At 41.6% G+C, this 21946-nt stretch carries 18 protein-coding genes; 17 read left to right on the plus strand and 1 reads right to left on the minus strand.

The genetic code is table 11. The features are described from left to right. Positions 1 to 109: 109 nt before the first annotated feature. The 8 genes from LG34_RS04820 to LG34_RS04855 all read left to right on the plus strand — a co-directional run bounded on the left by LG34_RS04820 (position 110) and on the right by LG34_RS04855 (position 8214). Entirely contained in the window at positions 110 to 604 is a 495-nt protein-coding gene (locus tag LG34_RS04820) for a gamma carbonic anhydrase family protein (RefSeq protein WP_109215102.1), read from the plus strand. A gap of 657 nt (positions 605 to 1261) precedes the next feature. Then, positions 1262 to 2197, plus strand: a complete 936-nt coding sequence (locus LG34_RS04825; protein ID WP_109215087.1) for a substrate-binding domain-containing protein — start codon at positions 1262 to 1264, stop codon at positions 2195 to 2197. A 170-nt stretch (positions 2198 to 2367) separates the two neighbouring features. Further along, complete coding sequence (gene pstC / locus LG34_RS04830) at positions 2368 to 3228, plus strand: phosphate ABC transporter permease subunit PstC (RefSeq protein WP_109215088.1); 861 nt, start codon at positions 2368 to 2370, stop codon at positions 3226 to 3228. Further along, positions 3228 to 4064: a phosphate ABC transporter permease PstA gene (pstA, locus tag LG34_RS04835; protein WP_109215089.1), complete on the plus strand. Its 837-nt coding sequence runs from the start codon at positions 3228 to 3230 to the stop codon at positions 4062 to 4064. The genes pstC and pstA overlap by 1 nt, the downstream gene beginning before the upstream one ends. 85 nt (positions 4065 to 4149) lie before the next feature. Then, complete coding sequence (pstB, locus tag LG34_RS04840) at positions 4150 to 4908, plus strand: phosphate ABC transporter ATP-binding protein PstB (RefSeq protein WP_109215090.1); 759 nt, start codon at positions 4150 to 4152, stop codon at positions 4906 to 4908. Between the two features lie 109 nt (positions 4909 to 5017). Then, a complete protein-coding gene (gene phoU, locus LG34_RS04845) occupies positions 5018 to 5683 on the plus strand; it encodes a phosphate signaling complex protein PhoU (RefSeq protein ID WP_109215091.1) in 666 nt (221 codons plus the stop codon). A gap of 68 nt (positions 5684 to 5751) precedes the next feature. Beyond that, on the plus strand, positions 5752 to 6228 hold the full coding sequence (locus LG34_RS17045; protein ID WP_242979802.1) for a YibE/F family protein: 477 nt from the start codon (positions 5752 to 5754) through the stop codon (positions 6226 to 6228). 210 nt (positions 6229 to 6438) lie between these two features. Further along, positions 6439 to 8214 carry a Na/Pi cotransporter family protein gene (locus LG34_RS04855; RefSeq protein WP_109215092.1) on the plus strand — a complete coding sequence of 592 codons (1776 nt, stop codon included), beginning with the start codon at positions 6439 to 6441 and terminating at the stop codon, positions 8212 to 8214. Positions 8215 to 8638: 424 nt separating this feature from the next. Here LG34_RS04855 and LG34_RS04865 read toward each other — a convergent pair whose 3' ends face one another. Then, a complete protein-coding gene (locus LG34_RS04865) occupies positions 8639 to 9505 on the minus strand; it encodes a helix-turn-helix transcriptional regulator (RefSeq protein ID WP_181369291.1) in 867 nt (288 codons plus the stop codon). 194 nt (positions 9506 to 9699) lie between these two features. On the opposite strand from LG34_RS04865, the gene LG34_RS04870 reads away from it, so the two are divergent. From LG34_RS04870 to LG34_RS04910, 9 genes are all read left to right on the plus strand, one after another. Then, the gene (locus LG34_RS04870) at positions 9700 to 11958 is read left to right on the plus strand and encodes a glycogen/starch/alpha-glucan phosphorylase (protein WP_109215095.1); all 2259 of its coding nucleotides are present in this window, start codon (positions 9700 to 9702) and stop codon (positions 11956 to 11958) included. Between the two features lie 3 nt (positions 11959 to 11961). Beyond that, a complete protein-coding gene (locus tag LG34_RS04875) occupies positions 11962 to 13494 on the plus strand; it encodes a response regulator transcription factor (protein ID WP_109215096.1) in 1533 nt (510 codons plus the stop codon). Then, on the plus strand, positions 13466 to 15160 hold the full coding sequence (locus LG34_RS04880; RefSeq protein ID WP_109215097.1) for a sensor histidine kinase: 1695 nt from the start codon (positions 13466 to 13468) through the stop codon (positions 15158 to 15160). The genes LG34_RS04875 and LG34_RS04880 overlap by 29 nt, the downstream gene beginning before the upstream one ends. Further along, a complete protein-coding gene (locus tag LG34_RS04885; protein ID WP_109215098.1) occupies positions 15150 to 16793 on the plus strand; it encodes a sugar ABC transporter substrate-binding protein in 1644 nt (547 codons plus the stop codon). The genes LG34_RS04880 and LG34_RS04885 overlap by 11 nt, the downstream gene beginning before the upstream one ends. Before the next feature lie 83 nt (positions 16794 to 16876). Beyond that, positions 16877 to 18244, plus strand: coding sequence for an ABC transporter substrate-binding protein (locus LG34_RS04890; RefSeq protein WP_109215099.1), 1368 nt, complete (start codon positions 16877 to 16879; stop codon positions 18242 to 18244). Positions 18245 to 18345: 101 nt separating this feature from the next. Further along, positions 18346 to 19188 (plus strand): carbohydrate ABC transporter permease, encoded by an 843-nt coding sequence (locus tag LG34_RS04895; protein ID WP_109215100.1) that lies wholly within the window; start codon positions 18346 to 18348, stop codon positions 19186 to 19188. Beyond that, complete coding sequence (locus LG34_RS04900; protein ID WP_021737521.1) at positions 19188 to 20066, plus strand: carbohydrate ABC transporter permease; 879 nt, start codon at positions 19188 to 19190, stop codon at positions 20064 to 20066. The genes LG34_RS04895 and LG34_RS04900 overlap by 1 nt, the downstream gene beginning before the upstream one ends. Positions 20067 to 20190: 124 nt before the next feature. Then, positions 20191 to 21669 (plus strand): 4-alpha-glucanotransferase, encoded by a 1479-nt coding sequence (gene malQ / locus LG34_RS04905; RefSeq protein ID WP_109215101.1) that lies wholly within the window; start codon positions 20191 to 20193, stop codon positions 21667 to 21669. After that, on the plus strand, positions 21670 to 21946 hold a 277-nt coding region (locus LG34_RS04910; RefSeq protein WP_347486646.1), incomplete at its 3' end, for a LysR family transcriptional regulator. It abuts the gene before it with no gap.

Raw genomic sequence — 21946 nt, forward strand, 5'->3', positions numbered from 1 at the left:
AAGAATATGTCAGCTTTCGCTGACCAGAATCACGCACCAAGTCTCACGTGCGTTCGACTTGAAGGGTGGAGAAGAACAAAATTTTATACAAAAGGAGAGGTATAAAGTGATGAAAGAAGAAAAAGCATGCAATAGAAGTGGTGCATACATTGCGCCAAATGCAACGGTAGTCGGTGCTGTCAGTATGGGGAAAGACAGTAGTCTCTGGTATCAGGCAGTAGCCAGAGGAGACCATGACAGTATCACTATCGGGGAAGGCAGCAACATTCAGGATGGCTGCATTCTTCATGCAGACGCAGGTTTTCCGGTTGTGATCGGGGATCATGTCACGGTTGGTCATGCAGCGATCATTCACGGATGTGAGATCGGAGATGGTGCACTGATCGGCATGGGTTCCATTGTTTTGAATGGAGCAAAGATCGGAAAAAATGCGATCATCGGTGCAGGCGCGTTGGTGACACAGGGAACAGTGATTCCGGATGGTATGCTGGCAGTTGGTTCTCCGGCAAAAGTCAGACGTGAAGTGACTGCCGAGGAAATAAAGCAGAACCATGAAGATGCTTTAGATTATATTGAAACTGCAAGAGAACAGTTTGGAGACTGATGTTCGATTTGAAAACCTTCCGGAGCATTCTTGAAATAGACAAAATAATGCAATAAAGCATAATTAACAGATAATTTAAAATAATATAAAAAATATACAGAAAAAGTGTTGACAAATCACTTAAAGTGCAATACAATAAAGACAACAAAAGAAGAGAGAAAACAAAATAAAAAATCTTCTTTCGTTAAATAACTACAGGAGGTCAGTCCAATGGAGTAAGCAAGAAAATAATCTCTTTTGACAGAGTTTATCATTATAAAACAATCAGTTAAAGGAGGACAAGTCCATTGAGAGGTAGAGATCCATAGTTGAGACAAAAGAAATAGAAGAAAGGGAGGTTATATAGTGAAGCTTAGATTTAACAGGTGACAGAGCTATCTGATGACGAGAAAGTCGGATAGCTCTTTTTTGTGCTTTTATTTCTGTGAAAAATAAAGATTCTCCCTGAAAATATCTTCGAAAGTAAAGTTTTTTACAAAAGCTTTACTTTTTTTTTGCGCAATCCTGATAGTATGAAAAGCCAAATCTGATTAAAGTATACGTCGTAAGGCAAACAAAACAACTTGCCAGCATGACCCGAATAAGCCAAAGGCAATGCAGGTCTGTACATAAAAAATAAACAAGAAAAAGATGTAAATCGAAAAGGAGAGAATCGAAATGAAACTGAAAAAAATGATGGCACTTGTACTTTGCGCAGCAACAGTAGCAGGACTTGGACTTACAGGATGTGGAAACAGCGATAACGGAGCAGCAGACAACGCAGGAAGCGCAGCAACAGAGAGCGGTAGCACAGGCAGCGCAGATGCATCTTCTGATTTTTCCGGAAATATCAGCGTATTATCCCGTGAGGACGGTTCCGGTACAAGAGGCGCTTTCATCGAGCTGTTTGGCATCGAAGTAAAAAATGATGCAGGCGAGAAAGAAGATATGACAACGGTAGACGCAACCATCACAAACAACACAGAGGTTATGATGTCTACGGTAGCAGGTAACGAATACGCAATCGGTTACTGCTCCCTTGGTTCTTTAAATGACACCGTAAAAGCAGTAAAAATCGATGGTGCTGAGGCAACTACAGAGAACGTATCCAACGGAACTTACAAAGTATCCAGACCGTTCAACATCGTAACAAAAGATAACGTAAGCGATGTAGCACAGGATTTCATCAACTACATCATGAGTGCTGACGGACAGCAGGTAATCGCAGATGACGGATACATTTCCGTAGCAGAAGGTGAGACATTCACATCTACAGGAGCAAGCGGAAAGATCACAATTGATGGTTCTTCCAGTGTATCACCGGTTATGGAGAAACTGGTAGAGGCTTACAAAGCGGTGAACCCGAACGCTGAGATCGAGCAGCAGACAACAGATTCCACAACAGGTATCACATCTGCAATCGACGGAAAATGTGACATCGGAATGGCTTCCCGTGATCTGAAAGACGAGGAGACAGGCGTTACAGCTACAAAGATCGCTCTTGACGGTATCGCAGTTATCGTAAATAATGCAAACCCGATCGATGAGATCAGCTCTGATATGGTAAAACAGATCTTCACAGGTGAAGTTACACAGTGGGATGCTGTAAAATAATCAGTTCCATTAAATAACACAAATTATATATGCGTCACTACAGATTCCGATTTGAACGCAGGTCGTAAAGCGATTGTGTTCATGAACAAGTAGCGAAAGTGGATTGTGAATGTCCGCTTTATGTAGAAAAGAATCTGTGTGGCGCATTCCCATAGGGAGAAACAAAACATATGAAACGAAAAGAAAAAGTGTTTGAAATTATTTTCCTGCTTGTTGCCTGTATTTCCATCGTGGCAGTAGCCATGATCTGCATTTTCTTATTTGCAAACGGAATCCCGGCAATGGGAAAAATAGGACTTGGAAAATTCCTGGGCGGACAGGTTTGGAAGCCCGGAAACGATAAATACGGCATCTTCCCGATGATCATCGGAAGTCTGTACATTACAGGCGGTGCCATTGCAGTAGGTGTGCCGATCGGTATTTTTACTGCAGTCTTTCTTGCAAAATATTGTCCGAAGGGACTTTACAAAATCATCAAACCGGCAACGGAGCTTCTGGCAGGAATCCCGTCAGTTGTATACGGCTTCTTCGGTTTGATGGTCATCGTACCGGCGGTTCGTATGATCTTCGGAACAAACCGGACAGACGGAATGAGCATTCTGACTGCATCTTTCCTGCTTGGAATCATGATCCTGCCGACCATCATTGGTGTGACAGAGACTTCCATCCGTGCCGTAAACAACGCCTACTTTGAAGGTGCACTGGCACTGGGAGCAACAAAGGAGGCAAGCATTTTCCGATGCGTGATCCCGGCAGCAAAATCCGGAATCTTAGCCGGTGTAGTACTTGGTATCGGCCGTGCCATTGGTGAGACCATGGCGGTTGTAATGATCGCCGGAAACCAGCCGCGTATGCCAAAAGGAATTTTACAGGGCGTGCGTACACTGACCACAAACGTTGTACTTGAGATGGGATATGCAACCGGACTTCACAGAGAAGCACTGATCGCAACCGGTGTGGTACTGTTTGTATTCATCCTGATCATTAACCTGGCGTTCAGTATTATCAAAGGAAAAGGAGAGAAGGAATAATGAAAAAGACAAAGAAAAAGATTTATGTCGGCTCTCTGATTTTAAAAATACTGATCATTCTGGCTGCAATTTTTACCATTGTGATGCTTGGCTACCTGATCGTGTATATTCTGGGCAAAGGTATCCCGCATCTGACACCGTCACTGTTTTCCTTACATTATGACAGTGATAACGTATCAATGCTTCCGTCTATTATCAACACATTGATCATGATCGGTGTGGCATTGCTGATCGCAGTTCCGATCGGTGTATTCTCTGCAGTATACCTGACAGAGTATGCAAAAAAAGGCAATAAACTGGTAAAAATCATCAGAACTACAGCAGAAACATTAACAGGTATTCCGTCCATCGTTTACGGTTTGTTCGGTATGTTGTTCTTCGTAACCGCATGCCATATGTCCTACTCCTTAATGGCAGGTATTTTAACTGTAGCGATCATGGTTTTGCCAACCGTTTTAAGAACCACAGAGGAAGCACTTTTGGCAGTGCCGGACAGCTTCCGTGAAGGAAGTTTCGGACTGGGCGCAGGCAAACTCCGTACAGTATTTAGAATCGTACTTCCAAGTGCCATTCCAGGTATCCTCTCCGGTGTCATTCTTTCCACCGGACGAATCGCCGGTGAGACAGCAGCGCTGATCTACACCGCAGGAACCATGGCAACCTTACCGAAGAACCTGCTTTCATCCGGACGTACACTGGCAGTACACATGTATGTACTTTCCCAGGAAGGTCTGCATACGGATCAGGCATTTGCCACCGCAGTTATTTTGCTGGTAATGGTACTTCTGATCAACATTTTATCTTCCGTTATCGCAAAGAAAATGCAGCGGGACTAAAGTATTGGAATCTTGGTTACGAAACAAAAGTGACAGGAAACGTATTTGCAAACAGCAATATGTGAGAGAGGATAACGAAACGAACATGTTAAAAAATAAAATGACAATCGAGCATATGAATCTTCATTACGGAGATTTCCATGCATTAAAAGATATTAATCTTGAGATTAAAGAACATCAGATCACCGCGTTTATCGGACCTTCCGGATGTGGTAAATCCACCCTTTTAAAATCCTTAAACCGTATGAATGATCTGGTAGAAGGATGTAAGATCGACGGTCTGATCGCATTGGACGGCGAAGATATTTACGGAAATAACATGGATGTAAACCTGCTGAGAAAAAGGGTTGGTATGGTATTTCAGAAGGCAAATCCATTTCCGATGAGCATTTACGATAACGTAGCATTTGGACCGAGAACACACGGTATCCACAACAAAGCACAGTTAGACGACATCGTAGAAAAATCACTTCGTGACGCAGCAATCTGGGACGAAGTCAAAGACCGTCTGAAAAAAAGTGCCCTTGGCGTATCCGGTGGACAGCAGCAGAGAATCTGTATTGCCCGTGCGCTGGCAGTTCATCCGGAAGTATTACTGATGGACGAGTCCACTTCCGCACTGGATCCGATTTCCACATCAAAGATCGAAGATCTGGTTATGGAGCTGAAATCTCAGTACACCATCGTTATGGTAACACATAACATGCAGCAGGCAGTTCGTGTGTCTGACCAGACCGCATTTTTCCTTTTGGGCGACCTTGTAGAGTATGGTGATACCGATCAGTTATTCTCCACACCGAAGGAGAAAAAGACAGAAGATTATATTACCGGTAGATTTGGTTAAACAGATGTGCAGAAGTTTCTGAAATTTATCCGGAGTTTTAGCAGTGTATTTTGAACAACGGATGAGCAGATTTTGGAACAATGTGTAAGTGCAAGGGAGAACATAAAAAATGAGAAATCAATTTGACAGACAGTTAAATACCTTAAACGGTGAGCTGATCCAGATGGGACACATGGTAGAGCAGGCAATCGAGCATGCCATTGAGGCCATGGTACATCAGGATGCAGAAAAAGCAAGAAAAAACATGGAATTTGACTCAGAAGTAGACCAACAGGAGAAAGACATTGAAACCCTCTGTATGAAACTTCTGATGAAACAGCAGCCGGTAGCAAGAGACCTCCGACTGATCTCAGCAGCATTGAAAATGATCACAGACATGGAGCGAATCGGTGATCAGGCAGCGGATATTTCCGAATTATCCTTATCTCTGGTAAATGAGAAAAACCTGCCGATGATGGACCGTATGAAACAGATGTCCCAGGAATGTATGCTGATGGTAATGAAAGGTCTGGAAGCCTTTGTGGCAAAAGATATTGAGATGGCAAAGAAAGTCATTGCAAGAGATGACGTGATCGATGCCATGTTTGATGATACAAAAAAAGAAGTGATCAAGCTGATCCAGAACAACGGCGCAGGCGCAGAAGTAGCAACAGACCTGCTGATGGTTGCAAAATATTTTGAACGAATCGGCGATCATGCAACAAATATTGCAGAATGGGTTATTTTCTCCATCAATGGAACCCATCCGACCATTAATCCGGAACCAGTTCTGTAAGAAAGTAAGACAGTTCACTCACGCCTTCCACAGGCGTTGAGTGGACTACAAATAAGTAATAGCGGACTTTGATCCTGTTAAACTACACTCCGTACTACATTGCAGAGAGAACCAATGCATGTCTGCCTTCTTTCTCAACCATTGATTTTACGGATGATTCCTTTACGATCAAAACTTATGATTATAATGGAAACCGTTACGCAGATGACTTTACAATTACAAAAAAAGGAATTTCCACACTGCTTGACAAGACCATTTACTCACAGGTGGCAGAAGGACAGCAGGCACAGTCTGATGATTATACCGCAGATAAAGCACCGTTTATCGCGGCAACGATCACTGTGGTCATGATCATTTATGCATATTCTTATCAGATGCATCAGATACTGAATATGTATTCCATTGCCATCGAGATCATGCGGGGAATTGCAGGAACCATCGGCATTATCCTTACGGTTCCGATCACGTCCCTGATCATGTCAATGCTGCTGATCAGAGAGAAAAAAGCAGCACCGGAAAAGAAACAAAAATGTGAATGTAAATAGAATGTAAAAAATTTACAAAGACTTTACATTCGAATCTCCTGAATTTTACATACATCAATTAGAGTGGTAATTGTTAGATGATGTTATTACTTAATGACAGTTCAATTGGAAACATTTGCAGTATTAAAAAAAACTCCTCATGCGAGCATGAGCGTTTTCTTAATATATGTGCTGAGTGAACTGGGGAGAAAAATCAGGAGGAATCTTTTTATGGACATATTTGCGATTTTATCGTTGATTGGCGGACTTGCCCTGTTTTTGTATGGAATGAATGTTATGGGAGACGGTCTGACCAAGGTTTCCGGTGGTAAGCTGGAAAAAATTCTGGAAAAACTGACATCAAATCCGATCAAGGCGGTATTACTTGGTGCCGGTGTCACCGCCGTTATCCAGTCATCATCGGCTACAACCGTTATGGTAGTCGGTTTTGTAAACTCCGGAATTATGAAACTGTCCCAGGCAGTCGGAATTATCATGGGTGCCAATGTCGGTACCACAATTACATCATGGATCTTAAGTCTTTCCGGTATTGAGAGCAGCAGCTTTTTTATCCAGATGTTGAAACCAACATCATTTTCACCGATTCTGGCAATTATCGGACTGCTTTTGATGATGTCATCCAAAAATGACAAACACAAAGATGTGGGAAGCATTTTACTTGGTTTTGCAGTCCTGATGTTTGGAATGAATGCCATGAGTGCTGCGGTAGAACCACTGAAAGATGTTCCGCAGTTTACACATCTTCTTACTATGTTTACAAATCCGATCCTTGGTATGCTGGCAGGTCTGATTTTGACAGCAATCATTCAGAGTTCTTCCGCATCTGTCGGTATTTTGCAGGCATTGTGCAGCACCGGAGCGGTAAGTTTTGGATGTGCGATCCCAATCATCATGGGACAGAACATCGGTACCTGTGTAACAGCAATTATTTCCTCTATTGGAGCATCCAAAAATGCAAAGCGAACCGCGTTAGTGCATTTGTATTTTAATATCATAGGTACAGCGTTATTTATGATCGTATTTTATTCCATAAATGCATTTGTACATTTTGATTTTCTTGGAGATGCAGCCACACCGGCAGGAATCGCCGTTGTACACAGTATCTTCAACATAGCAGCTACTCTTGTACTGCTTCCGTTTGCAAAAGTACTGGAAAAACTGGCGTACATGTCCATCAAAGAGGATCATACAGAGCGTAAGCATGGTGTACAGGAGTCTGAGGAAGAGCTGAAAAAACTGGATGTTCGTTTTCTGGAGCAGCCGGGACTGGCAATCAGTCACTGTATGGAAGCAACCGCTTATATGGCACATATGAGTGAGGCAGCATTAGTAGATGCGCTTGGTCTGATGGATCAGTACGATGAGGAAAAAGCAGCAACTGTGGAAACACTGGAAAACAGAATCGATCATTTCGAGGACAAGATCGGTTCCTATGTCATCCAGATCACAAACCGCAATATGCTGGAAAACGACAGTGCAAAAATGTCTGTCATTCTGCACAGTATCAACGATCTTGAGCGAATTTCCGATCATGCCGTGAACTTAAAGGAAAGCGCGCAGGAGATGAAGGAGAAAGGTCTGAAAATGTCCTTTGAGGGAAGTTCCGAGATCATGTATCTGCGCAGAGCGGTAACAGATCTGGTAAATCTGACCGTTCAGGCACTGAGTAATAACGATAAGGAACTGGCCAGAGAGATCGAGCCGTTGGAGGAGGTTATTGACGACCTCAGCGATGAGCTGAAACGGCGTCATGTTATCCGTCTGAAAGAGGGCAAATGTACCATTGAGATGGGATTTGTGCTGACGGATATGACAACGAGCCTGGAGCGGATTGCGGATCATTGTTCCAATATTGGTGTAAGTATTCTGGAGAGCAGTGAGGAGGATATGGGACGTCATGCGTATCTGCATTCTGTGAAAAAAGAAGATACGGAGAATTTCCAGGATCGGTATGAACATTATCGGGAATTGTATTTTTTTGGGTAGCTTAAAATTTACCATTTAGGTTTTATAATGAACTCCTACCATTTTGCCTCAGTCGCTAGCAATCACTCCTTGAGGAAAAATGGTAGGAGTTCTTAAGTTACACAGTGTTTTTGATAAATTTTTGCGCTACCCTGCACTGTGTGCCGCACGACGTGCACTTACACAAATTTACATGTGTATATAAATTTTGTGGCAATAAACTACATGATGTAGCATGCGTTGATTTTAATGTTTTGTTTGAACCGGATGAAAGTCAGATTCCAATGGTTATGGATCGTATTTTTATGGAATATTATAAAAAATGTGATAGGCGGAATTTTATTCCGCGATATGAGTATAGATCAATACTGGAAGATAAAGACGGGGATGTAAAAAAACCTTCCTGACAGAAAAATCGCTTAGACCGTGAGTCTTAAGCGATTTTTTATCTTGCCTGGCGTGGAGTAATGCCATATTTGTCTTTAAACTTCCGATTGAAATAAGAAGCATTTTCAAAACCGGATTTCTGTGCGATTTCCAGAATAGACAGATTTGATGAAACCAGCAGATTTCTGGCATGTGCCAGTCGGACATCATTCAGATAATGGATATAGCTGATACCCATATGTGTCTTAAAAAATTTCATGAAGTGTGATTCACTGAAATAGCAGGCAGAGGCAATCTGGCGAATGGAAATAGATTCTTCCAGGTGTTCATTCGTGAAAGTGATGATGAATTTCAACTTGTCCAGTGACCGTTGCTGTATGTTGGATAATTCTTTTTTATCGTCCAGAGAAAGAAGCTGGAACATGAAAAGAAACAGAGAGCCTTTGAGAGCAAGTTGATATCCGGCAGGTTTTTTACTGCATAATTGATCCATTGTCCGGATCAGATCATGAATTTTCGGATAGTAGGACAGACGTGGGTGAATGTGGACGACTGTGTGAATTTGCCCTGAGAACAATGGATACAGAAATTTTTCAAAACAGACGTCGTGGTTATCGGAGCATAGTAATTCCGGACGAAAAATGATATTTTCATATTCCATTTTCTGACCTGAAATTTCTCTGATGGCATGCAGATGTCCCGGAAGAACAATGATGATATCTCCGGCTGTCACATGATAGTGTGTCAGGTCTACAAAAACTGTGCCGGATCCCTTCTGAATGACGATAAATTCTGCTTCTTCATGCCAGTGAACAGGTACTTCCGTAAAATCATCCGGTATAGTGCACAGATAAGTGTTATACGGAAACTGATCTTCCGTATGACGCTTTTTTTCGTGGTATTGTTCTGGTTTTGGTTGTTTCATGCTGGACTCCATTCTGTTTTTGATAGAATTGTACTATAAAAGGATATTATGCTGCAAGAAAAAAATAACAATGCCGTATAAAATATAAGCAGAAACACACGAACAGGAAAAAGTATGATACAATGAATCAAATGGTTCCTGCGTATCAGATTCTTTTGAGAGCATAGACTTTGAGGTCGGGAAGGAATTTTATTATGAAGCTGGAAATGTTAGTATCGGAAAAATTAGGAAAAGCAATTTCAGAAAGCAGTAATCAGGAGATTTACCAGGCATTGATGGCTGTTGTGCAGGATATGGCAGAACAGAAGGAATCTAATGAAGGAAAAAAGAAAGTATATTATGTATCTGCAGAGTTTTTGATCGGAAAACTTTTGTCTAATAATATGATCAATCTCGGAATATATGAGGATGTCCGCAAAATGCTTGCTGCAAATGGAAAAGATATCTGTGAAATTGAGGAAATCGAGGCAGAGCCATCTCTTGGAAACGGAGGACTTGGCCGACTGGCAGCCTGTTTTTTGGATTCGATTGCAACACTTGGTTACAATGGGGCCGGTATTGGACTGAATTATCATCTTGGATTATTTCAGCAGAAATTTGCGGATCACATGCAGAAAGAAACAAAAAATCCGTGGATGGATCGAAGTGGCTGGTTAAAACGTACGGATGTCGGTTTTCCGGTGTCTTTCGGCAATCTGACATTACAGTCTGTCATGTACGAAATTCTGGTAACCGGATATGGTAACCGTACCAATAAATTACAACTTTTTGATATAGATTCTGTGGATGAGAGCATTGTACAGGATGGGATTTCTTTCGATAAAAAAGAAATTGCCAAAAATCTGACATTATTCCTTTATCCGGATGACAGTGATGAAGATGGTCGCAAGCTTCGTATTTATCAGCAGTATTTTATGGTAAGTAATGGCGCACAGCTGATTTTGAAAGAATGTGAAGCACGGGGATGTAACCTTTATGATTTGCCGGATTATGCAGTCATCCAGATCAATGATACACATCCGACGATGATCATCCCGGAGCTGATCCGTTTATTAATTGCCCGGGGACTTTCTGTGGATGATGCAATTGATGTGGTAAGCCGCACCTGTGCATATACCAATCATACAATTTTGGCGGAAGCACTGGAAAAATGGCCGCTGCATTATCTGCAGGAAATCGTACCACAGCTGGTGCCAATTATTGAAATTTTAGATGATAAAGTACGACGGAAATATGCGGATGAAAGTGTGGCTGTCATTGACCGTAACGATGTGGTTCATATGGCGCACATTGATATCCATTACGGATTCAGCGTAAATGGCGTTGCAGCTTTGCATACAGAAATCCTGAAAGAGACAGAACTTCATAATTTTTATCAGCTTTACCCGGAGAAATTTAACAACAAGACAAACGGAATTACGTTTCGCCGCTGGCTGCTTCATTGCAATCCGATGCTTGCAGATCAGATCACGGAGTGGATTGGTGATGGATACAAAAAAGATGCAACAGAGTTGAAGAAGCTGGAGAAGTTTGTAGAGGATGAACAGTCACTGCAGAATCTTCTGCAGATAAAAAAAGAAAACAAACATCAACTGGCAGAGTATCTGAGACGGACACAGGGCATAGAACTGAATGAGGATTCTGTGTTTGACATTCAGATCAAACGGCTTCATGAGTATAAACGACAGCAGATGAACGCATTGTATGTGATTTATAAATATCTGGAAATAAAAAGTGGGAAATTACCAAAGACTCCGATCACGGTGATCTTTGGCGCAAAAGCAGCACCGGCTTATGTGATCGCCAAAGATATCATTCATCTGATCCTCTGCCTGCAGGAACTGATCAATCATGATCCGGAAGTGAGTCCGTATCTGAATGTGGTTATGGTAGAAAATTATAACGTTACATTAGCAGAAAAACTAATCCCGGCATGTGATATTTCAGAACAGATTTCACTTGCATCCAAAGAGGCAAGCGGAACCGGAAACATGAAATTTATGCTGAACGGAGCAGTGACACTTGGAACAGAAGATGGTGCAAATGTAGAAATCCATCAGTTTGTCGGAGATGACAATATCTATATCTTTGGTGCAAAGAGTGATGAAGTAATTGCACATTATGAAAAAAGTGATTACAGACCATCCGATTATTATACAAAAAATCCGATGATCCAAAAGGCTGTGGAATTTATCACCGGTCCACAGATGATGGAGATTGGAAAGAAAGAAAATTTAGAGCGTTTAAGCAGTGAACTGAAAAATAAAGACTGGTTTATGACATTCCTGGATCTGGAAGATTATATCCGAACAAAAGAACGGGCGCTGGAAGATTATACAGACCGCAAAACATGGGCAAAGAAAATGCTGGTGAATATCAGCAATGCAGGGTTCTTTTCTTCTGACCGTACCATCCGGGAATACAATCAGGATATATGGAAATTGGGGGATTAATGTATGCTGACAATTCTGGTAGTAGATGATGAAAAACTGGAGCGAAAGGGAATTCGTTTTCTGCTGAACCGGCGCAGTGAAGAGATGGAAATTTTGGAGGCCGCCAACGGAAAGGCGGCCTGCGAAATTTTGCAGCATCGGGCAGTGGATATTATGCTGACAGATATAAAAATGCCATTTATGGATGGTATTGAGCTGGTTTCTGTGGCTCACAAATTACAGCCAAATCTGGAAATGGTAATTTTTTCCGGATATGGTGAGTTTGAATATGCGAAAAAGGCAATGGCTTCCGGCGTTTCAAACTATGTGCTCAAGCCGGTGGATCCTGCTGAGTTCGAAAACACGCTGAATTTTCTGGTGGAGAGAATTACCGAGCGGAGAAATGAAGCGCAGCGCAGTCAGTGGAATCAGGATTCTCTGGAAAATTATTTTCTTTTCAGATACCTTTGTCAGGGAAATGACGATCTGTTAAATAAAATTAGTGGAAAGATCAATATTGACCGTTGGAATCAGATCAGAGGTTTGCTTTTAATTGAGAGTGAAGATAATTTTTTTGAAGAATCAGAAGAAGTTTTTATTCAAAAACTGACAGAATATAGCAAGCAGAAATTATCTTTTTTAAATCTGGCACAGAATCAGGAACTCTGTGTCCTTTTTGGCGTATGTGAGCAGAAAGTTTTTGCAACAGATTTAGCTGAATGGATGAATCATACGTTTGGAAATCGTTTTTATGTGGCAGTCGGTCAGCCGGTTACGGATCGAAGTGAACTGCCGGATCGTTTTCAGATGCTTGAAAGTCTGATAGAAAATAAATTTTATCAGAAGGAAACAAGAGTATTTTTACCGGATCATGTAGCAGAAGATACCGGGAGTGAGCAGTTCCTGGATGAAACGATTAGCCGGATGATGGAAAATATCCGAATGGATGATATGACTCATCTGTGGGAACATTTTCGTATTTTGAAAAATGGTATGGGAGAGATGAGCAGCTATTCGCAGATTTATACGAGATTTTTGTTTTCCAATCTGGTAAAAGAATTTTTTACGCATCAGCATCAGGACAGAAAAAAACTGGAAACAGCGGTTCAGAAGGTATACGAAATGCAGTCTGTCCAGGAAGTGATAAGTCTTGTAGAAACACTCATTCAGAATATGGAAGAACGTCTGGCAGCCAACAATGATGGTGCCAGAAATGAAGTTGCACAGGCAAAAAGTTATATTTATGAACATTACAGTGAGGATATCAGTGTGGAAAAATTATCCGAACTGGTGTATTTGTCACCGGGATATTTCAGTTATATATTTAAGAAAGAAACCGGAGATACGGTAAGCCGTTTTATTCGGAATTACCGGATGGAGCAGGCAAAAAAACTGCTTTCCGATACATCTATGAAGATTGTGCAGATATGTAAAGAAACTGGTTTTTCAAATGTATCTTATTTTTGTAAAAATTTCCGTGAGTATTGTGGATGTAGTCCGGAACAGTATCGAAAGGGTGGAATGACAGATGCACAGACTGAAACAGTTCTTTCATAAACTATCCATTCGAAAAAAGATGCTGACAATTCTGTGTCTGGTCGGTATGCTTCCGGTTATGATACTGGGTATTTCACTTGGAATCAATTCCTATCACACAGTGCTGAAATACAGGGAAAAAGATATGACGAATACACTGCAGCAGGCCTGTGGGATTGTAGATTATCAGATGTATACCTGCCAGCAGATGATGAATTATTTCGTATACAATCAGGATGTTATCAATTTTCTGGAGTGCGATCCGACAAAGAAGACACAGCGTTATGAACTGTATCAGGAAGTATCAAATACCATCGGTGCGTTGAAGTATCAGAATCTGATCATGGAATCTGTTACAATCTACTCCGAGAGCATTCAGCAGTCTTTCGGAAATGAAACGCATCCACTGGAGGATCTGTACAAAGAGTCCTGGTATCGAGATGGAATCAGGGATAAGGAATGGGTATTTGATGAAAGTACATTAGACCTGATTTCGATATACAAAATTCCAAGTTATTCCGGAATTGAAAGTTATGTGGCAGTTCGCACAGATATTCCGACATTATTTGAATCATTAAACCAGCTTGCAGTGGATCAGTATGGTGTTCATGTGCAGACGCAGAACGATGAAATATGGAATTTTTCCGGGAAAAAATGTACAGATAAAAATGGCATATATGTAAGTTTTAGAGAGAATAAAAAGGATTATTTATGGGTGCAGCAGGATCTGAATCAGATGGATGCGACAGTTACTTATTTTCAAAAGAAATCCAACTTAAGTCCATTTTCCAGAAGAGCGTTTCTTATGATCGCTGTGCAGGTAGGAGCCTGTCTGGTCTGTATTATTCTGCTGGGAAGGAGATTTGCAAAATATTTATCCAGACCATTGGAAGAACTGACAGAAGAAATCCAGTCTATGGATGAAACAAACATTCAGGCAACAGTCCACAGCAACCGCGAAGACGAGATGGGAATCCTGATCAACAGTTATAATCATATGATGCAGCGGATCCAGGAATTGATCAGAGAAAATTATGAAACGCAGATTGCTCGGAAAGAATTTGAAATGAAAGCATTGCAGGCTCAGATCAATCCGCATTTCCTGTATAATTCTCTGTCGATGATCAACTGGAAAGCAATTGAGGCCGGCGAAGAGGAAATCAGTCAGGTGACGCTTGCACTTTCTGCATTTTACCGGACAACTTTAAATAAAGGAAGAACCTGGATCAGCCTGCGGCTGGCACTTCAGAATATTCAGGCTTATGTACAGCTGCAACTTTGGATGCATGATAATGACTTTAAAGTGCATTATGATGTAGATGAAAAATTGCTGGATTATGAACTTCCTTCACTTATTTTCCAGCCGTTCGTAGAAAATGCGTTAGAGCATGGTCTTGATATTAAGGAGGATCCGGATCATCAGATCTGGTTCCGTATCTGGGAGGAGACAGATTCCGGGGTGATTTATGTCAGCATTCGTGATAATGGCGTTGGGATGGATGCAGATACGCTTGCACATGTTCTGGAATATCATGCTTTGGGATATGGTGTCAAAAACGTAAACGACAGAATGAAACTGAGCTTCGGGGAAACTTATACCATTCAGATCAAAAGCGAAGAGGGAAAAGGTACGGAGGTATTACTGCATTTTCCAAAGGTACAGAAGGGAGAAAGCAATGAGTCATAGCAAAAGAAGAGCACAGGCTATCGTTATGGGAATGATGTGCGTACTTCTCGGTGTGATATCATTTGAAATTGACTGTGATGTGGCAGAACAGGAAGCGGATGAAAAGGCAGCCACTTCGTGGGAGAAGGCAGAGAAATCACCACTGATACCCTATCCGGAGACAGTGACCTATACACTGGCAAAAATGACTGCTTCCGGTAATTCCGGTATGCCGGATGGCGATACTTATGAGGATAATGCTTATACACGATATTTGAAAAAAACACTTAACGTACAAAATGAAGATGTTTTGGAAGTGTCGGAGGATGAAAATTATTATCTGTATATTCAGCGAATGATTGCTGAAAATAGTCTTCCGGATGTGATGCTGGTATCTGGTCCGGATGAGGTAGAGAAACTGGCAGAGTATGGCATGATTGAAGATTTATCAGATGCTTATCAGGAGGCAACTTCCAGTATGATCAAATCCATGTACAGCAGCTATGGAAAAGAATTACTGGAATCTGTGACCATTGATGGAAAATTGATGGCACTTCCTTCCACGCAGGTTTATTATGGATGTAATCTGTTCTGGGTGAGGGAAGATTGGCGGAAAGAACTGGGACTTCCGGAACCTTCGACGCTTGCTGATGTGGAGCAGATCATCCAGGCATTCCGGGAAAATGATCCGGGAGAAAATGGAAATATCGGATTGCCATGTATGGCAACATTGTATGGGAACGGTTCTTCGAATTTCTCTGTGGATCCTGTTTTTTCCGTATTTCATGCCTATCCGGGGATATGGCTGCAGGATAGTGATGACGGTTATGTCTATGGATCATTAACGGAAGAGACCAGGCAGGCACTGGAATATCTTCATGGATGGTATGAAAATGGTATTCTGGATCAGGATTATATGATGCGGACACCGGGAGAAATCGGAGAACTGATACGTGATAACCGCTGTGGAGCTTTTTTTGGCTGGTGGTGGGCACCGAATAATCCGCTGATAGAAGCAGTGGAGGCAAATCCGGGGGCGGAGTGGAAACCATATGTGATCGCTGATGAGTATGGAGAAGTTCATTCTTACATATATGGAAAAACATCTCCCTGTATCGTGGTGCGAAAAGGATATGAGCATCCGGAGATCGTCATGAAGATTATGACCGCACTTTTTGACAATGCGCGATACCGTCACGATGGGAGCGAAGAAATTGACCTGTACCAGAAACGTGGGGTTGATACCACGGCACGTCCGCTTGTGGCAAACTGTGATTTCAGCAATGCTGTGTTTACAACAACAGATCATATCTGGCTGGCTTTGCATTATCCGCGACAGACAGATTCCATGAATTCTCTGGAATCGGCTTATTATGACAGTTGCCGCAGATTCCTTGATGGAGACAGAGATCCTGTTTACTGGGCTGCCTATGCTTCACGGATTCAGGCAGTACGGCTGATTGAAGAGGCGGATGTGTCTTATGTTAATGAAGACTATGTACCGTATTCACATCGGGAGTTACCGCAGGATATGACAGATATGGAGACACTGGCTTTTATGAAGATCATTACAGGAGAAGAACCAATATCCTATTTTGATTTTTTTACAGAATCGTGGAAAAAGAACATGATTCTTGAAAATCTTTTGTATTAAATATGACTCTCTTTCTATAAAATTATAAGTATCAAAGAGGTATGCACTTGATACGATAATTAAAAGGAAAGAGGGTATTTTTTATGAAAATGAAAAAATTTTTGGCAGTGTGTCTGTCCGCATTGACAGTAACCGGTATGTTAGCAGGCTGCGGTGGAGCGAAAGGTGGAGATACGTCTTCCGCAGGAGCTGAGAAAAAAGGAAGCAGTGCAGAAGGATCTGTATATTACCTGAATTTCAAACCGGAGATTGCAGATCAGTGGGAAGAAGTTGCAGCAAAATATACTGAGGAGACAGGTGTTCCGGTAAAAGTAAAGACAGCGGCATCCAATCAGTATGAGCAGACACTGAAATCAGAGATGGCTAAAAGTGATGCTCCTACTTTATTCCAGATCAACGGACCGGTTGGATATCAGTCCTGGAAAGAGTATTGTGCAGATCTGAAGGATACCGATTTTTACAATATGCTGGTAGATAAAGACCTTGCGATCACAGAAGGTGATGGTGTATACGGCATTCCGTTTGCAGAAGAAGGATACGGCATTATCTATAATAAAGAAATCATGGATAAGTATTTTGCACTTCCGGGCGCAAAAGCAACATCCATGGATGATATCAAAAACTTTGATACATTAAAGGCAGTTGTAGAAGATATGACAGCGCACAAAGATGATCTTGGCATTGATGGTGTATTTGCATCCACATCCTTTGCACCGGGTGAAGACTGGAGATGGCAGACACATCTGATGAATCTTCCGATTTACTATGAGTACAAAGATGCAAATGTAAAAGATGAGGATGAGATTACTTTCAAATATAATGAGAACTATAAAAACATCTTCGACCTGTATCTGAACAACTCAACCGTTGAGCCTACAATGGTTGGTTCCAAGACAGTAGATGATTCTATGTCAGAGTTTGCATTAGGAAAAGCTGCTATGGTTCAGAATGGTAACTGGGCATGGTCTCAGATCAGCAAAGTAAGTGGTAACGTAGTAAAAGAAGAAAACGTGAAATTTATGCCGATCTATACAGGCGTAGAAGGCGAAGAGACACAGGGACTGTGCATCGGTACAGAAAACTACATGTGTGTAAACAGCAATGCATCTGAGGCAGATCAGAAAGCATCCCTGGATTTTCTGAAATGGGTGTTCAGTTCTGATGAAGGAAAAGAGATGGTAACAAATGATCTTCAGTTTATCACACCGTTCAGCACATTTGGCGATGATGAGATTTCTTCTGACCCGTTAGCACAGGAAGTAGTAAGATACATGAAAGATGATTCCCTTACAACTGTACCGTGGAACTTTACAACATTCCCAAGCCAGACATTCAAAGATGATTATGGCGCATCTCTTCTTGAGTATGCAAATGGCAATAAAGAATGGGATGCTGTGGTATCAGATACAGTAGATGAGTGGGCATCTGAGAAAGAAGCAACAGCTGAGTAGTCGTATTAGATAGTAGAATTCTCAGGGGCAGGAGGCGGTCATCGGCCGCCTCCTCTTCTGTTTTACGAAGAAAACATTTGTATCCGTAGGGAGGGAGATTTATGCAAAAGACATATAAAAAATATTTTGCTCTTTTTGTATTACCTACATTGATTGCATTTACCCTGTTTTTCATCATTCCATTTATTATGGGAATCGTGCTTTCATTCTGTAAATTTACGACAGTTACAAATGCACACTGGGTTGGAATCGCAAATTATGTAAAGGCATTTTCAAACAAAGATTTTATTAATGCACTGTTATTTACCGTGAAATTTACGGTTGTATCTGTAATTACAATTAATGTAATTTCCTTTGCCCTGGCATATGGACTGACACGGGGATTAAAAGGAACCAATATTTTTCGAACCATTTTCTTTATGCCAAACCTTATCGGAGGAATTGTACTTGGCTATATCTGGCAATTACTGATCAACGGCGTGCTGGCACATTTTAATGTAACGATCACAGCAGACCCGAAATATGGTTTCTGGGGCATGGTCATTCTGACAAACTGGCAGTTGATTGGGTATATGATGATCATTTACATTGCCGGTATTCAAAATATACCGACAGAATTGATTGAGGCAGCTGAAATTGATGGTGCCAATAAATTCCAGACATTGTATAAGATTATTATTCCGATGACAATGCCATCTGTTACCATCTGTCTGTTCCTGACACTTACGAACTGCTTCAAACTGTTTGATCAGAACCTGGCATTAACAGCAGGCGGACCGGCAAAGAAAACCGCAATGCTGGCATACGATATTTATACGACATTCTACAACAGGAACGGCTGGGAAGGTGTCGGTCAGGCAAAAGCGGTTATTTTCTTTATTATCGTAGCAGCAATCTCACTGACACAGTTATACTTCACAAGACGTAAGGAGGTTGAGAACTAATGCTGAAAAAGAGAAAACAAAACAAAAATGAGATCATTGAAAATCCGGCAGTATCAAAAGGTACCGGTATTGTGATTACGATTGTGATGACACTTTTAGCTGTGGCTTTCCTGTTCCCGATTTTCCTTGTATTGATGAATTCTTTTAAAAACAAACTTTATATCAGTGATGCACCGTTCGCATTGCCAAATTCGGATACTTTTTCCGGAATGTACAATTATGTGAATGGTATTCAGAAAACAGGACTGCTGGTAGCAGCCGGAAGATCTGCTTTTATTACCATCTGCTCTGTAATCGTGATCGTGCTTTTGACTTCCATGGCTGCATGGTGGATTACAAGAGTTACATGCAAATTATCCACAGTATTGTATTATCTGTTTGTATTTGCAATGATCGTTCCATTCCAGATGGTTATGTTTACACTGTCTAAAGTGACAGATTTTCTTCACCTTGGTAATATGTTTGGTATCATACCGGTTTACCTGGGATTTGGTGCCGGGTTGTCGCTGTTTATGTTCTGTGGATTTATCAAGGCGATTCCGATTTCTCTGGAAGAAGCAGCAATGATCGATGGCTGTACACCGGTTCAGACTTATTTTAAAGTAATAGTCCCGATGCTCCGCCCAACCATGATCACAGTTGCAATCTTAAATGCAATGTGGATCTGGAACGACTACCTGCTTCCGACGCTGGTACTTGACAGTGAAAAGCCTACCATTCCAATGGCAGTTCAGTATCTGCGCGGTGGCTATGGATCCATTGATATGGGCGCAATGATGGCAATGCTTGTACTTGCAATTTTACCGATCATTGTATTTTATCTGACCTGTCAGAAATATATTATCAAAGGTGTAGCTGCAGGAGCAGTCAAAGGTTAACAAACGCTCAAAAGTCCTTTTTGTTACAAGCAGTGCAGCAAAAAGGACTTTTTATTTGCCGGGAAATTACTCGAATTTCCTATATTGAAAAGTATAAATGTTGTAGAACGCGAGGATATAAATTATGAGAACAAGTGGAATTCTGATGCCGGTATTTTCTCTTCCATCCCAATATGGAATAGGGTGTTTTTCAAAAGAGGCTTATCGATTTGTAGATTTTTTAAAAGAGTCAGGTCAAAAAAACTGGCAGGTACTGCCCCTTGGACAGACCAGTTATGGGGATTCCCCGTATCAGTCTTTTTCATCTTTTGCCGGAAATCCGTATTTTATCGATCTGGAGCAGCTTGTGGAGCAGCAGCTTTTGACGAAAGAAGAGTGTGATAGTTTTGATTTTGGAAAGAATCCGGAATCCATTGATTATGCAAAGCTTTACCAGAACCGATATAAAATTTTGCGTATGGCATGCAATCGTTTTCTGAAACAACCACCAGATGATTTTTTTGCTTTTTGTCAGGAAAATGACTGGTGGCTTGGAAATTATGCATTGTTTATGGTAATAAAAAATATGCATAAAGGAGCAAGCTGGCTGCAATGGGAAGAAAAATATAAAAGACGCGATTTTGCAGCTCTGGACCAGGTTTGGCATGGACAGCATGAGGAAATACAGTTTTATCAGTTTCAGCAGTATCTGTTTTTCTGTCAATGGAAAAAACTACATGCGTATGCGGCGCAGGCGGGCATTCAGATTATCGGGGACATTCCAATTTATGTGGCACTGGACAGCGCAGATGCCTGGGCAGAACCGCAGCTGTTTCAATTTGATGAAGAGCTAAATCCTGTTGCAGTGGCAGGATGCCCACCGGATGCATTTTCTGCAACCGGACAGTTATGGGGCAATCCGCTGTATCTCTGGGAGTATCATCGCCAGACCGGTTATGCGTGGTGGATTCGGAGAATCGCACAGTGTCTGAACTTGTATGACTGCATTCGTATTGATCATTTTCGCGGATTTGACGAATATTACAGTATTCCGGCGGGGGATGAGACAGCAGAACACGGACACTGGGAGCCGGGACCGGGCATGAGTCTGATGCAGGTTTTGAAAGATGCACTGGGCGATGTAAATGTAATTGCAGAAGATCTGGGATTTTTAACGGATGGTGTACGCCGGCTATTGCATGATTCCGGTTTCCCGGGAATGAAAGTGATTCAGTTTGCTTTTGATTCCAGAGAAGAGAGTGATTATCTGCCACATAATTATGAGAAAAATTGTGTAGTGTATACAGGAACGCATGATAATGATACTCTTTGCGGCTGGTATAAAGTTTTAGATCCGGAAGATCTGAAATTATCTCAGAAATATATGAATAATGCAAATACACCAAAGAGGCAAATTCACTGGGATTTTATCCGTCTGGCACTGGCGAGTGTGGCAGATATGTGCATTATTCCATTGCAGGATTATCTGGGGCTTGGAAGTGAGGCAAGAATCAATACACCGTCTACGCTCGGGAATAACTGGCGGTGGCGAATGACGCAGGGATGTCTGACAAAAGAATTAGCAGATCAGATCAGAGAGTTGACAACATTGTATGGGCGATAAATGAGCATGACATTTGTACAGTTAAAATATATATTGACCATTGCAGAGACGAAATCACTAAATAAGGCAGCAGAGCAGTTGTATGTTTCACAGCCATCGCTGACCAATGCATTAAAAGAACTGGAAAAAGAAGTAGGAATTACGATTTTCTTCCGTACCGGACGAGGCGTGACGTTGACAAATGATGGTGTGGAATTTCTGACGTATGCCCGGGAACTTTACCGGGAGTATGAGCAGTTGCTGCAGCGTTATGGAGAAGGCGGTTCTTATAAAAAGA

It is taken from the genome of Eubacterium ramulus (assembly GCF_003122485.1).
GTDB classification, from domain to species: domain Bacteria; phylum Bacillota; class Clostridia; order Lachnospirales; family Lachnospiraceae; genus Eubacterium_I; species Eubacterium_I ramulus_A.